Source organism: Epilithonimonas sp. KH_059 (genome assembly GCF_057838485.1).
Window position 1 is genome coordinate 616,895 of sequence record NZ_CM174468.1, and the last position, 14,538, is coordinate 631,432.

Here is a 14,538-nt window from a genome sequence, read left to right on the forward strand (position 1 = left end):
TATATCAATTTTTTAAATTCAATTTAGAAAAGACTTCTTTCCACCGAAGCTTTCGAATGTAGCTAATTTCTTCGGAGGTGAGTTTTTTAGTTCCGGATTGACTTAAGAAACTTTTCAAAGTCAGATAAAAGGCAACGACCCCACCCTGGTGCCTTGAGGCTTTGGCTGCAGATATAAGAACCAATGGCAAACTAAGTCCTATGTTGTAAAAATAGACACCGAGCTTGGTTGCTTTTTGATTTTTATATCGCTCCGCGGTTGGTCTTAAATGCTTCACCCATAAATCCTTCAGTGTGAGCACCTCAAAGCCTTCTTTTTGAGCCAGCATTCGGTCAATGTTGTCCCACCCCAATGTTTCTCGAAGTCCATCCATCGCTTTAAAACAAGCCACGCGATATGATTTTATAGGGCCTCTGACATGGTCCTTCGAACTAATCGCCTCAAATTCCCAGTCCGCACTCTCGGGTGGAAACTCAAAGGCATCCTTCGGCTGAAATGGTCCCCTGGGGATTTTCACAATACCCGAGACCATACCTGCCTGATTCGAACTCTTATACACGTTCTCCAAACGAGCCAGATAATTTTCAGGGAAGACAATGTCCGCATCAAACTTACAAACCACATCAAACTCACTCAAGTTTTCTGTAGAAAGTCCTTTGTTAAAGGTTCGAACCACCTTGGCTCCAGGCTGATGCTCCGAAGAAGGCAAGTTTAAAAGCCGGAAACGAGAATCTTTTTCACTAAAGTCTTTCGCAATCTGTGCACTCTGATCGGTGGATCCGTCATTGACCACCACCAACTTAAACTCCTTATACGTTTGCCTTCGTAACGATTCTAGCGCAAACCCAAGGGACTGCTCTTCGTTGTGGGTGGGCATCACGATAAGAATTTTCAAACTCATAGTTTTTGAGGAGCGAGCATGTTTTTAGGGTCTAAAATTTCATCTAGTTTTTCCTGCGATAGAATTCCATGTTCAAGCACTAGATTGTATACGCTATTTCCTGTCTCTAACGCTTCTTTTGCAATTTTCGTTGAAGTCTTATATCCTATATAGGGGTTGAGAGCTGTAACAATTCCAATGCTGTGTTTCACCATGTTTAAGCAGATATCCTTGTTTGCTGTAATCCCTACAATGCATTTATCGGTTAGGGCTTCTAAAGCATTGTTAAGGAAGTAAATGTTTTCCATGATCGCATGGCACAAAACAGGTTCCATCACATTGAGTTGGAGTTGTCCTGCTTCCGCCGCAAACGTAACGGTCAAATCGTTCCCAATCACCTTGTAGCAAACTTGGTTTACGACTTCTGGAATCACAGGATTTACTTTGCCGGGCATAATGGAAGAACCAGGCTGCATTGCAGGCAGGTTAATCTCGAAGAGACCCGCTCTAGGACCCGAGGACAAAAGACGTAAATCGTTGCATATTTTAGAAAGCTTTACGGCCAAACGCTTCATAGCCGAAGAGTAAATGACGTAGGCTCCTGTGTCCGGAGTAGCTTCTACTAAATTCTTTGCGGAAACAATAGGATATCCAGAAATGCTAGCTAAATTTCTAGCGCAGAGGTTCGCATAGCCTGCCGGTGCGTTGATTCCGGTTCCAATGGCGGTAGCTCCCATGTTTACCTCTAAAAAGAGCTTTGCATTGGCATTCAATTTTGTAATATCTTCTTCTAAGGTGGCTGCGAACGCTTCAAATTCTTGACCAAGGGTCATCGGTACGGCATCTTGAAGTTGGGTTCTTCCCATTTTAATTACATCGTGAAACTCCAACCCTTTAGCACGAAAGGCCAAGATTGCTTTTTTAAGTGTAGAAATTAAAAGTTCATTCTGTTGCAGAAGGGCAAGTTTGATGGAGGTAGGATACGCATCGTTGGTCGATTGCGAAAGATTCACATGGTCGTTCGGAGAACAAAACTCATAACTTCCTCTCGGTTTTCCTAATTTCTCTAGTACAATGTTGGAGATTACTTCGTTTGCGTTCATATTGACAGACGTTCCTGCTCCCCCTTGAATCATATCGATTGGGAATTGAGAATTGTACTTTCCGTCTGCTACTTCGTCGCAGGCCTCCGAAATCTTCGAGTAAAGCTCCTGATTTAGAAGTCCAAGTTCATAATTGGTCTTTGCTGCTGCTTTTTTCACGAACGCGAGGGCGCGAATAAAACGAGGATAACTCGATAATTTCTGACCCGAAATGTGAAAGTTTTCAATTGCTCTTTGCGTCTGAACGCCATAATACGCTTCCATCGGAACATCCAGTTCCCCTAACAAATCGCTTTCTTTTCTAAATTGTGCCATCAAAAAAATATTTGAGGGAAAGTTAAGAGTTTTTGATAGATTGAACAAAAAAACGCGCCCTATTCGAGCGCGCGTAAAGTATCTAATTCAAAGAGAATTATTTAGTCGGATATTTTTCAAGCAATGCCTGTAAAATGGCCCATGTTTCTAGGTCCATTACTCCACTTGCATTTTGCGGTCTAAAACGGTACTGAAACGCTTCGATCGTTTTTTGTGTGGCCTGATCCACAGAGCCTGATCGAAGTAGTCCATAACCGAACTCATTCAAGTAGGTCTGGTATTTAAAGATAAAAGTGGAATCTAAAAGTAGGGATTCAAAGTTCTGCGATTCCGGAGCGTTCATAAATCGCTGCTTGGTCGGCTCATCATACCACATCCCTATGCCATATTCCTTGTAAAGCCTTTCCCAAGGAAACAAAGGACCTGGATCCTGTTTTCTTGTAGGTGCAATGTCGGAATGTCCTAAAACATTCGTGGGCAGAATTTGGTAACGATCCACTAGATCTTTCACTAAAGCCGCTACTTTTTTGAACTGCCATTCGGGGTAAGGGTAAAAAACCCTTTGACCTACAGAGTCTGTCGTGTATCCCGGATTCACAATTTCAATACCAATAGAGGAATCATTTAAATTTTCAATTTTGCGCCAAGAACTAATACCGGCATGATAGGCTCGCTTGTTCTCGTCCACCAACTGATAGATTTCTTTGTCATTTTGATTCCCTACCAAATAATGCGCACTTACACTTTGGGTCGTTAGGACGCGAACCGAACGATCGTCATCTAGCGCTGTGTAGTGAAGAATAAGATAACGTTGTCGATAGTTTTGCCCGAGGGAAGGAAAATACGCTTTTGTCACACTATACCCTTTGGGTTCTGCCGTCACAATCGACCCATGACTAATCGTATTATCATTGTTTGCTGCGTCGGCAATATTTACTTTGAAAAAATCATATTTCCCTTGGTGCTCTACACTTGGTTTTGCAGGTTGTGAAATTGGCTTTTTTTCTGCCGGCGGAGTCTTGGTCGTCGCAGTCGCAGTAGTCGTTTTCGGTAATTCCGGCTTTTTTTTCGTCGGTGCTTGGGGCGCACAGGAAAAAACTAAAAAGCTTAATCCAATGACACCTAATGTTTTACGCATAATAAGTGTTTTTAAGTGATTTCAGATTCCAAAAATACAAAAAAAATTAAGCGATTTTTTTTGGTTAATATGAAAATCCTTGTTATATTTGCACTCGCAATTAGAGAAAAGCAGTTCTTTAAAAACGAAGATTGCAAGGAGGGTTGCCGGAGTGGTTAACGGAGCAGTTTGCTAAACTGTCGACGCGCAAGTGTCGCGTGGGTTCGAATCCCACACCCTCCGCAACCGGAAACTCGGGGTGTAGCGTAGCCCGGTCATCGCGCCTGGTTTGGGACCAGGAGGTCGCAGGTTCGAATCCTGCCACCCCGACAAAAGCCACTGATTTATCAGTGGCTTTTTTTATTTTCGGACGTATCTCGGATAGAAAAGGTGTTTTCATTAAAATTTTCAGCTTCTAATCCATTAATTATTTGCTTGTGTAACCTAAGGTACTCAAGCTTAGATCTGATATATTTATATTTGTCAGACACAAGTTATAAATGTTATGGAAAAATTATTTTACCAAACATATGGTGGTATTTTTGAACAAGAATTATTAGCTGAAATCGTTCAAGTATCAAAAGCCGTTGAATTTAAGGAAGGTGACGTGTTGATTGATTACAATCAGTATATTAAGATGATGCCACTCTTATTGTCTGGTGCAGTGAAAGTGATGCGTGAAGATTACGACAGTGCGGAACTATTACTTTATTACTTAAAGCGTGGGGATACTTGTGCGATGTCTATGACCTGCTGTTTGCGTGAGAAGCAGAGTGAGATCCGTGCTATAGGTGAGGTGCCAGGCGTTATTTTAATGATTCCTGTGCAGAAGATGTCGGAATGGATCGGGAAATACAAAAGTTGGATGGTTTTTGTTTTTGAAAGTTACAATAACCGTTTCAATGAATTACTAAATGCTTTAGATACGATCGCGTTTATGGATATGAATGAGCGTGTGTTGAATTACCTTTTCGAAAAAAGCAAAATTGAAAATAGTACAATTGTCTACAAAACCCATCAAGATATAGCGGAAGAATTGAATACTTCGCGCGTAGTGGTCTCAAGATTACTAAAAGCGTTGGAAACAGAAGGTCGAATCAAGCTCAACCGGAATAGTATTGAGATACTCGTCAAATAAACAAAAGGCTTTACAAATAACGTTGAGCCTTTTCTTATGTAACAAATGTAACTGATAGGATGAAAATACTTCAAGACATTTGCAGCAAATTAAATGATTATGGATATGATATTGTCACCATGGCCTTGGTATGTAAGTGGGCCACTTATAGCAATCACGATGTTTGTATTGCTTTATTTAGGTAAGAACTTTGGGATGTCGTCCAACTTGCGTACGATGTGTACGATGTGTGGAGCGAGCAAAACAGCGTCATACTTTAAATTCGATTGGCGTAGCCAAAAATGGAATCTCCTGATGGTAGTAGGTGCTATGATTGGAGGATTTATCGCTTCTAATTATTTAGGCGCAGGTCAATCTCCTGATTTGAATCCTAAAACTATCACACAGCTCGAAGAAATGGGTATTCACAGTGCAGGGAAAGATTATGTCCCTAGTGAGTTTTTTGGCAATGTAGCTTTTAGTGACCCTAAAGTGTTAGTGTTATTAATCGTGGGTGGTCTTCTTGTCGGTTTTGGTGCGCGTTATGCGGGAGGTTGTACTTCAGGTCACTCAATATCAGGCATTAGTAATTTGCAATTACCTTCTTTGATCGCGACAATCGGTTTCTTTGTTGGGGGTATTATCATGATTCACTTTATTTTCCCACTTTTATTCTAATCTAATATGAGAAATATAGTTTTTTTACTAGTAGGTGTATTCTTCGGGATACTGATGTTCAAGTCTGAAGCCGCCTCTTGGTTCAGAATCTACGAAATGTTTAATTTCCAATCTTTTCACATGTTTGGTCTAATGGGAACAGCCTTGGCGACCGGTGTAATTTTGGTTCAAATCATTAAAAGAAAGAAAGTAAAGGATATAGATAATAAGGCAATTGCAATTGCAGATAAGGACAAATCGATCGCTCGCTATTTATTAGGAGGTACGATATTTGGATTAGGATGGGCTTTGGCAGGCGCATGCCCAGGACCTATTTTTGTTCTCACTGGAGCAGGTTATTTACCGATGTTAGTTGTATTGGCGAGTGCTTTGTTGGGAACATGGATATATGGTTTGTTAAAGGATAAACTTCCTCATTAAAAGCAGGATATATTTTATTAGAAAAGCGAGAAGAGATTCTCGCTTTTTTGTTGCAATAATTTCTCGTTACTGTGTAACAAATGTAACTGTAGGCTTTCTTTCACTTGCTGACCTTTGTACCAACAAATTGAAAAAGTCATGGAAACAATTGGATATTTAGCATCCATTTTGATTGGAGTATTATTGGGTTTGATAGGTAGCGGAGGAAGCATTCTTACCGTACCTGTTTTGGTCTATATATTCGCGGTATTACCTGTTACTGCTACAGCTTATTCGCTATTTATTGTAGGTGTGACTAGTGTTGTGGGGTCTATCACCTATTTCAGAAATGGATTGGTAAATATAAAGACGGCTGTCGTTTTTGGAATACCGTCTATCCTTGCGGTCTTCTTCACACGTAAATATATCTTGCCAGCAATTCCACATAATTTGTTAACACTGGCTGGATTTGAAGTGACCAAAGATATTTTCCTAATGATTCTTTTTGCGGTATTGATGGTCGTGGCGGCTTATACGATGCTAAAAGGCAAAAAGTCTGATACGACAGAGGAACTGCAACCACAAAAGTTCAATTACCCGATGATTTTGTTAGAAGGTTCATTCGTCGGTGTATTAACCGGACTCGTAGGTGCTGGTGGAGGTTTCTTAATTATTCCAGCTTTGGTCTTATTTTCTAAGCTTCCGATGAAAGAAGCGGTAGGCACTTCGCTAGTCATTATTGCGGCAAAATCATTAATAGGATTTACCGGCGAATTGGGAAATGAATCATTGGATTGGACGTTTTTATTCACATTGACTTCGTTGTCTATAGTCGGAATATTTATAGGTTCTTACCTCACAAAAATTATTAATAGTGATAAGTTAAAACCTGCTTTTGGCACATTTGTACTGCTGATGGGTATCTATATCTTTTTCAAAGAAATCTGGTTTTAACATCGTATTCCTTGTGTAACAAAAGTTGCGGATAGGCACACGCACTTTATCTAAATTTGTATCAATAAGCAATTAAATAGTAAACAATTAAAATTTAAATAGTATGTTTTTTCAACACGTATACGACAAGACATTAGCGCAAGGAAGTTATATTATTGGTTGTCAAGCAAAAGGCGAAGCTATTGTCATTGACCCAAAACGCGATGTAGATACTTACTTAGAAATCGCTGCTGAAAACAACTTAAAAATTACTAAATTAACCGAAACACATATTCATGCAGACTTCTTAAGTGGGGCGCGCGAGTTGGCTGCATTAACAGGAGCCGAATTATTATTATCAGATGAAGGCGGTGCTGATTGGCAATATGAGTTTGCACACACAGGATTGAAACACGGAGATGTGATTACGTTAGGTAATTTGACATTGGAAGTATTGCACACTCCAGGTCACACACCAGAAAGTATTAGTTTCTTGTTGACAGACCATCCAGCGACACCAGAAGCCATAATGCTATTCACAGGAGATTTTGTGTTTGTAGGGGATGTAGGTAGACCCGATTTGTTAGAAAAAGCAGCGGGTATGATAGGTACGCAAGAGAAAGGTGCTAAGCAATTGTTTGAGTCAATCCAACGCTTTATGAGTTTGGCAGATCACGTACAAGTATGGCCAGGTCACGGAGCAGGTTCCGCATGTGGTAAAGCTTTAGGAGCTGTACCAAGTACTACTGTAGGGTACGAAAAAATCAGAAACTGGGCACTGCAATATGGTGATAATGAGGAATTTTTTACAAAAGATTTATTAGAGGGTCAACCCGAAGCACCAAAGTATTTTGCGATGATGAAAAAGTTGAATAAAGTGGATAGACCTTTATTGACGGCTGTACCTCAACATAAAAAATTATCAAAAGACGAGTTTTTGAAAGTATATCAAGATGGTATGTTGGTGATAGATACACGTAATAAAGTTGAATTTGCGAAAGGTTATTTGCCTAATTCGTTAAATATCCAAGGAAACAATACATTTGCCAATTGGATGGGCTGGGTGCTTAGCTACGATGTTCCCTTTGTGCTTGTTGCAGAGGAATCAGAGAGGGAAGACATCACACGCAAATTGATGCGCATAGGTTTGGATAATATCTATGGTTTTATGGATTCAGTTCTAGATTTAGGCATTGAATTGCAAACCGCTAACGTCATCGAAATGGATCAATTTGAGGCCGCTATTCAAGAGGATAATGTACAAGTCGTAGATGTACGTAATGAGAAAGAATTCGCTGCTGGACAAATCGAAGGTGCGACACATGCATTTGTAGGAACGCTCGTGTCGAACTTGGATAAGTTAGATAAATCTAAAGACATCGTGATTTACTGTCAGGCAGGAGACCGTTCAACCATCGCCTATTCAATTTTGAAAAAATATGGTTTCGAGTCGGTAAGAAATTATGCAGGAGGCATGAAAGAATGGACGATTACTAATAAGCCTTTAAAACAATAATTATGAGAAATTTAATTTTCAGAATGAGTTTGATTTTGACCCTGATAGGTTTTAACCTTCAAGCTCAAGATCTTATCCTAAAGCGCCTACATGAAGAAGGTCTTTCGCAAAGCGGTTACATCTTGATTGATAACCAATCAAAGGAAGCGATTGTGATTGATCCGCGTAAAGATGTTCAAGAGTTCATCGATACATTGAGTGCGTATGACGCTAAATTGAAATTCGTTACCGAAACACATATTCATGCCGATTATTTAAGTGGCGCACGTGAATTAGCAAAATTGACTGCATCCACATTAGCCTTATCTCAAGAGGGATCTGCGGAATGGCAATATAAATTTGATTATCTACCATTGAAACAAGGAGATAAGTTGGCATTTGGAGAATATTTTCTCCAAGTGCGACATACTCCGGGTCATACGCCAGAAAGCATTAGCCTTTTGTTGTATTCAAATAAGGATATGATTAATCCAATAAAGGCTTTTACGGGTGACTTTCTTTTTGTGGGCGATGTGGGTAGACCTGATTTATTAGAGAAATACGAAGAGGGGGAAGCAAATTCTACCGCTTCTGCTGCAGCGCTTTATCAAAGTATCGAAAAGTTCAGAAAGCTACCTGATGATATGGAAATATGGCCTGGTCATGGTGCAGGTTCATTCTGCGGAAAGACGTTAAGCAACATTCCATTTTCTACATTGAAGGCTGAAAAATTGACTAATCCTGCTTTACAATATTCAGGTAAAGAATCCCAATTTATAAAATACATATTGGCGGATGAAGTGGTTCCTCCTCCCTATTTCAAGTTGATGAAAGAGTGGAATCGTGATGGGACATACTATAAGTTCGCAGAGGACCAATATGCAGTAATTGATGCTTCGGAAATAAAAAGTCTGATTGGTAAAGGAGTAAAAGTAATTGATACTCGTGTTCGCAAAGAAGTAGGAAAAGGATTTCATCCGAATACGATACATATTGAGTTGAATAAAGGATTTAACAATTGGTTTGCACAATTAGTAAATCATAAGGACCAAGTCGTATTTATAGCAGAAAAAGGTAACGAAAAAACATTAGCGCATAAGTTGATGCGTGTAGGGTTTGACAATGTGTTAGGCGTGGTGAACGATATTTCGTCTGAGAACTTGAAGTCAATTCAATACATTAAACCTGAGGACTTGACAAAAACTGTGAAGAGAAAAGGCATACAGGCTTGGGATATTCGTACAGCAAAAGAATACGCTGAAGGACATATTGCGGGTATAGCGAATTTGCCTTTGCTTGAAATAAACGATAAGGCGTCAAAACTAGATAAAAATCAACCGATCATTATTCATTGTCAAAGTGGAGCTCGTGCCGCTATTGGTTATTCACTTTTTGAAAGTTTAGGTTTTACAGACATTACGGTTTACGATGGAGGTATCAATGAATGGAAAAAGTTGGGGAATAAACTTGTTCTCGAATAGCAGTGTCATTCTAATAGTAATAATTATGCGATCAATAGTTAAAGGAATATTTTCAAATAACGATACAGCCTTAAAAGAGGGGGTGTAATCTTCCCTGAAAATAGGAACGATTTAAAATATAGTTATGTAATATTCCAATATTCGCAATGCGGCAAATAAGGCTAAAGCCATTACTATTTTGACGATATACTTCATTTTCGTTTGTTGAATTTTATTAGATTCCAATAAAGTTTTGATACTTCGAATAAGTTTATTTCTGTTCAGCCACAAAATAATTAATATCAATAATTGATAGATAATAGCAGCTCTCAATGCTCCTACATGAACTCCAAAATAAATGTCTTGTAAAATAACATTTATCAATATCGTGGAAGTAAATAAAGAGCCGATCACTCTCGTTTTCTTTATCAAAATAAGAATTCCTCCAACAATTTCGAAAATACCGAGAGTTATTGCGAATGATTTAGAGTAACCATAAAATGCCCACATTAATTCCATTCCACTCAATTCCGAAACACTTTTGTTTATTGCAGATGCACCATTAAATTGTATGATTTTTGCTCCGCCATATACGAACATTGCAAAAACAATTATCCAACTTATTGCATTTTCAAATATTTCAATCTTATCTCTTCTGGTGAAATTCATTTTAATTCAAACATTTATTTTTCATTTTCCATAAGAGTTACTGGGCATTCGGTCGGAAGCTTATAAAGCTTAATTGCTGTATAGGCAATCCAAGCAAATACAAAGAAAAAAGTAATCCGTTGGCCTACAGCAGGAATGCTAGGAAATACGTAATACCAAAACCCAGCAACAATAGTCATCCACACAAAGATCAATAAAATTAAATTGCTGCTTTTCCAATAATTGGAATGTTTAATTAATTTCGGGTAACTAAAAGTTCCAATCAGGAAAAACAGATAACTACCGTAGCTACCCACCTTATGTAGAACCGTTATCGTAGATGAGCGGTGGTCCATATCGGCTGGGAAAACACCTGAAAATGCCATAAAGAAACCCGTTAGAAATATGCCGATTAAAGGCAGTCTGGACGATTCTTTTGAGGCCATTGATTTATACAATCCTATGGAATATATAGAAATAAGAATTCCTGGAATAATGTATCCAAATATATTCCAAAGCCATTTATTTGGCGCATCAAGAGATCCCAATTCACTAATTTGTTTATATAAAAAGCTGTATTCCACCCTTTGATTGGCCATTATGAAATACGTTGTACAAAGTAAAACAGGAGCTAAAAGGCCAGCAATTGCGTAATGTTTGTTTTTCATATATTGATGGTAGACTATTTGAGACAAAGATAATGTCTTATCTATTCGCAAAATTTGACCTAAATCAAAAAACACCCTTTGTGCCTCTTACCCTGCTTAGAGTTTCTTGTGTCATTCCTAAATGAGAGGCAAGCATTTCTAAGGGTACTCTTTGTAGCTTGTTTTTTTGAGTTCGTTCAAAGAATTGGTACCGTTCGATCGCAGAATTAAACTGAAGAGAAATGATGCGCTCCGACTGCTGCAAAAAATACTGGGAAATGAGCATTCGTCCAAATCTTTCCATCTCGGGGAAATCTTTGAAGCACTCTTCAAGGTCGGTTAAAGTAATTTCAATGAGTTCCGTTGCTTCCAAGGTTTGAATATGGAAAAAGTCTGGAATGTTTTGAAGAAAGCTATAAATTGAAGTTATCCATTCGTTTTCCGCGGAAAAATTATCTGTGATTTCTTTCTCTCCTTTAAGGTAGTACGTTCTTATTAGACCGCTGGTGATAAAATAAGTGCTTCGGCAAGTTCTATCCGGTTTGTGAAGAAAATGGCCTTTAGAAAGATTTCTAATTTCCCCAATTGTTTCAAGTCGGCATTTTAGTTCGGTTGAGATTGGAATAAAATTGGCAATATGGTTTATTAAATTTTCGATAATGTCTGTTGTTGTTTTTTTGCTTGTTGCCCACGTGTATTTCCACACAAAGATCACTAAAATTAAATTGCTGCTTTTCCAATAATTGGAATTTTTAACTAATTTCGGGTAACTCAAAGTTCCAATCAGGAAAAATAGATAACTACCGTAACCACCTAACCTATGTAGAACCACTATCGTAGATGAGCGGTGGTCCAAATCGGTTGGACAATCACCTGAAAATATCATAAGCAATTTATAACAATTCTCTGTTAAATTATAAATAGATAATCGATTTATTTCCGATTATCTATTTTTATTTTTACATTTGTATCGTGAATGTTGAAGTTTTAATACAAAAAAATGCAGCACATCCGATTCCACATCAGGTGTTACTAAGTATTTTGCACGAGTATAAAAGACCCAACGACAAAATTCATTCATTGATACAAGAGCAAAAATTGATTCCTTTAAAAAAAGGATTGTACGTTTGGAATAGTGATGTATTACCAGAAAATTTTAGTATTGCCAATACTCTCTATGCACCAAGTTATGTTTCGGTGGAATCGGCATTGTCATTTTATGGATTAATTCCAGAAAGGGTTTTTTCAGTAAGTTCAATGACATTTAAAAAATCCAAACAATTCTCAAATTCAATAGCTGATTTCGAATATATAAAAATTTCAGCACCTTATTATTCATTTGGAATTAAAAGGATATTGTTAAGAGAAAGTCAATTTGCTTTAATCGCAACTCCAGAAAAATCCTTGATGGACAAAATTATTACAACATCTGGAATCATCTTAAGAAGTGAAATCTCTGCTGAAAAATTTTTGTTCGAAAATCTAAGAATGGATGAAGACCAATTAAAGATATTCAATACCAAAGAAATGAGAACCTGGTTAGAGTATGCTCCTAAAAAAGAATCTTTATTAAACGTTATAAAATTGATAGAAAAGCTATGATACAAGATTGGATAGCAGAATATCAACCCAAAACCGCGGATGATTATAAGCAAGCCTTGCGTGAAATAATGCAACAATTGGCACTAGCAGGATTATCTCGTGGTGTTTTTTTTTCAAAAGCAGCATTTTATGGAGAAACGGCTTTAAGAATTTTTTATGGACTGGATCGATTCTCTGAAGATTTAGACTTTTCCCTTTTGCAAGAAGATGAATCGTTCAGCTTAGACCAATATCTCAAGTATATTGAAGATGAATTTTTGGCTCAAGGCATGGAAGTAAAAATTAAAACAAAACATAAATCTGTTGTGTCTGCAATAGAATCAGCATTCTTGAAGTCAGAAACTTTTTGGGGAGAACTCCTATTGGAAACGTCAGTTCCAGGATTAGGAATCAAACAAAATATTGGATTAAAAATAAAAATTGAAGTAGATACAAAGCCACCTTTAGGTTTTGAGACAGAAGAAAAATTGCTTTTAAAACCTTATTCTTTTTATGTGAAATGTTTTGTGCTAGAAGATTTATTTGCGGGTAAAATACACGCATTACTTTTCAGAAAATGGGGAAATAATATTAAAGGTCGTGACTGGTATGATTTGGAATGGTATATCAGAAAGGGAGTAAGCCTTAATCTTCAGCATTTTTTATTAAGAGCAATAGATAGTGGTGATTGGGTAAAAGAAACGATTTCCCAAACAGAATTTACTAGGTTGTTGAGATCGAGGATTGAAAGTCTTAATTTCGAGGTTGCGAAAAAGGATGTTGAGCGATTCATTCCAAATCCAAGAGTGCTGGACATTTGGTCTAAACAATATTTTTTGGATTTGACTAAAGAACTAAAAATAAAAGAATAAGCGTACTACTTTTTTACATCTTACCCTACGTAATCCACTATCAATAACGACTTATTTAGATCCTGTATCGAGTAACAGTCACGAGATACGGACACCACAACAGAACTTGTTAATAATTGATTTCCTCACGGAAGGATTCAAAAGCGGAAAAGCTCTTAAAAAGATTTACTTCGAAGATACCGCTTTAGTGAAGACTTGGCTCAAATTAGAATTAACATTGTAATTCACAAAATAATGCTAAATTCACTACTTCATATTTCATTATTCAAAAAGTGAGACGGCAAAAAAAGCATATTGTAATGAACTCAGAATCCAACTATATCGAAATAAACCGACAATCCTGGAACCAAAGAACGGACTCGCATATAAATTCGGAATTTTACGGCCTTGAGGAATTTCTTAAAGGCAAAACTTCTTTAAATGAAATTGAATTAGACCTGCTTGGGGATATTCAAGGAAAAACAATTTTGCATTTGCAATGCCATTTCGGAATGGACTCCATTTCGTTAACGAGGCTTGGTGCGGAGGTGACAGGTGTGGACTTATCAGATAAAGCGATTGAAAGAGCTAAACAAATAGCAAAAGAAGCCCATTCAAATGCCAAGTTCATTTGTTCTGACATTTACGACTTGCCCAACCATTTAGACGAAAAATTCGATGTAGTATTTACCAGTTATGGTACCATTGGTTGGCTTCCAGATCTTCACAAATGGGCAAATATAATTTCTACTTTTTTGAAGCCAAACGGACAATTTGTCTTTGTAGAATTTCATCCTGTGGTTTGGATGTTTGATTACAACTTTGAGAAAATTGGATACCGATATTTTAATTCCGGAGCCATTATAGAAACAGAAAATGGTACGTATGCGGACAAAGAAGCGGATATAACACTGTCCACGGTGACCTGGAATCATGGATTAAGTGAGGTATTAAACAATTTAATCAATAATGGCCTTGAAATTAATTCACTGGACGAATATGATTTCTCGCCCTACAATTGCTTCAACAAGACAACCGAGTTCGAACCTAATAAATTCAGAATAGAACATTTGCACGATAAAATACCTATGGTATATTCTATACGAGCAACCAAAAAAACATAACAATTCATCGTCACTTTAAATCGACATTCGAAAGACAAAATGCATAACCAAGTCCTACTACAAATTCAGCTATCGTATGACTATTCACATTGACCCAAATTGTAAGCTTGAAATAGCATCTGAAAAGTTCGCACCCTCTACTTTGGTTAAACGGGTTGCAATGCTCGAGATCGTACTATGTCTATAAGAT

Annotated in this window: 15 protein-coding genes and 2 tRNA genes; 11 read left to right on the plus strand and 6 right to left on the minus strand. The window is 37.7% G+C overall.

All coding sequences use genetic code 11. From position 1 onward, the window contains the following. Positions 1-4: 4 nt before the first annotated feature. The 3 genes from AC3IRX_RS02805 to AC3IRX_RS02815 all read right to left on the minus strand — a co-directional run bounded on the left by AC3IRX_RS02805 (position 5) and on the right by AC3IRX_RS02815 (position 3,436). Entirely contained in the window at positions 5-895 is an 891-nt protein-coding gene (locus AC3IRX_RS02805; RefSeq protein WP_489211463.1) for a glycosyltransferase family 2 protein, read from the minus strand. A gap of 2 nt (positions 896-897) precedes the next feature. Beyond that, a complete protein-coding gene (gene aspA, locus AC3IRX_RS02810; RefSeq protein ID WP_489210961.1) occupies positions 898-2,298 on the minus strand; it encodes an aspartate ammonia-lyase in 1,401 nt (466 codons plus the stop codon). A gap of 97 nt (positions 2,299-2,395) precedes the next feature. Beyond that, the gene (locus AC3IRX_RS02815) at positions 2,396-3,436 is read right to left on the minus strand and encodes an N-acetylmuramoyl-L-alanine amidase (protein WP_489210962.1); all 1,041 of its coding nucleotides are present in this window, start codon (positions 3,434-3,436) and stop codon (positions 2,396-2,398) included. Positions 3,437-3,573: 137 nt separating this feature from the next. Here AC3IRX_RS02815 and AC3IRX_RS02820 point away from each other — a divergent pair. The 8 genes from AC3IRX_RS02820 (at position 3,574) to AC3IRX_RS02855 (ending at position 9,518) form a co-directional block, all read left to right on the plus strand. Then, positions 3,574-3,658: transfer RNA gene (locus tag AC3IRX_RS02820), tRNA-Ser, on the plus strand. A gap of 12 nt (positions 3,659-3,670) precedes the next feature. After that, positions 3,671-3,745 (plus strand) — tRNA-Pro (locus AC3IRX_RS02825). A 175-nt stretch (positions 3,746-3,920) separates the two neighbouring features. Then, positions 3,921-4,553 carry a Crp/Fnr family transcriptional regulator gene (locus AC3IRX_RS02830; protein WP_489210963.1) on the plus strand — a complete coding sequence of 211 codons (633 nt, stop codon included), beginning with the start codon at positions 3,921-3,923 and terminating at the stop codon, positions 4,551-4,553. 99 nt (positions 4,554-4,652) lie between these two features. Next, positions 4,653-5,210, plus strand: a complete 558-nt coding sequence (locus AC3IRX_RS02835; protein ID WP_489210964.1) for a YeeE/YedE family protein — start codon at positions 4,653-4,655, stop codon at positions 5,208-5,210. Positions 5,211-5,216: 6 nt separating this feature from the next. Further along, positions 5,217-5,630 carry a DUF6691 family protein gene (locus AC3IRX_RS02840; protein WP_489210965.1) on the plus strand — a complete coding sequence of 138 codons (414 nt, stop codon included), beginning with the start codon at positions 5,217-5,219 and terminating at the stop codon, positions 5,628-5,630. Positions 5,631-5,768: 138 nt separating this feature from the next. Beyond that, entirely contained in the window at positions 5,769-6,563 is a 795-nt protein-coding gene (locus AC3IRX_RS02845; protein WP_489210966.1) for a sulfite exporter TauE/SafE family protein, read from the plus strand. A gap of 103 nt (positions 6,564-6,666) precedes the next feature. Further along, positions 6,667-8,058, plus strand: coding sequence for an MBL fold metallo-hydrolase (locus AC3IRX_RS02850; RefSeq protein WP_489210967.1), 1,392 nt, complete (start codon positions 6,667-6,669; stop codon positions 8,056-8,058). 2 nt (positions 8,059-8,060) lie between these two features. Next, on the plus strand, positions 8,061-9,518 hold the full coding sequence (locus AC3IRX_RS02855) for an MBL fold metallo-hydrolase (protein ID WP_489210968.1): 1,458 nt from the start codon (positions 8,061-8,063) through the stop codon (positions 9,516-9,518). Positions 9,519-9,629: 111 nt separating this feature from the next. Here AC3IRX_RS02855 and AC3IRX_RS02860 read toward each other — a convergent pair whose 3' ends face one another. From AC3IRX_RS02860 to AC3IRX_RS02870, 3 genes are all read right to left on the minus strand, one after another. Beyond that, entirely contained in the window at positions 9,630-10,166 is a 537-nt protein-coding gene (locus tag AC3IRX_RS02860; protein ID WP_489210969.1) for a hypothetical protein, read from the minus strand. A 14-nt stretch (positions 10,167-10,180) separates the two neighbouring features. Next, a complete protein-coding gene (locus AC3IRX_RS02865; protein WP_489210970.1) occupies positions 10,181-10,813 on the minus strand; it encodes a DUF998 domain-containing protein in 633 nt (210 codons plus the stop codon). A 64-nt stretch (positions 10,814-10,877) separates the two neighbouring features. Next, positions 10,878-11,678: a Crp/Fnr family transcriptional regulator gene (locus AC3IRX_RS02870; RefSeq protein WP_489210971.1), complete on the minus strand. Its 801-nt coding sequence runs from the start codon at positions 11,676-11,678 to the stop codon at positions 10,878-10,880. 86 nt (positions 11,679-11,764) lie between these two features. On the opposite strand from AC3IRX_RS02870, the gene AC3IRX_RS02875 reads away from it, so the two are divergent. From AC3IRX_RS02875 to AC3IRX_RS02885, 3 genes are all read left to right on the plus strand, one after another. Further along, a complete protein-coding gene (locus AC3IRX_RS02875) occupies positions 11,765-12,394 on the plus strand; it encodes a type IV toxin-antitoxin system AbiEi family antitoxin domain-containing protein (protein ID WP_489210972.1) in 630 nt (209 codons plus the stop codon). Further along, the gene (locus AC3IRX_RS02880; RefSeq protein ID WP_489210973.1) at positions 12,391-13,245 is read left to right on the plus strand and encodes a nucleotidyl transferase AbiEii/AbiGii toxin family protein; all 855 of its coding nucleotides are present in this window, start codon (positions 12,391-12,393) and stop codon (positions 13,243-13,245) included. Before AC3IRX_RS02875 ends, AC3IRX_RS02880 begins: the two co-directional genes overlap by 4 nt. Positions 13,246-13,544: 299 nt before the next feature. Beyond that, positions 13,545-14,348, plus strand: a complete 804-nt coding sequence (locus AC3IRX_RS02885) for a class I SAM-dependent methyltransferase (protein ID WP_489210974.1) — start codon at positions 13,545-13,547, stop codon at positions 14,346-14,348. Positions 14,349-14,538: the final 190 nt, after the last annotated feature.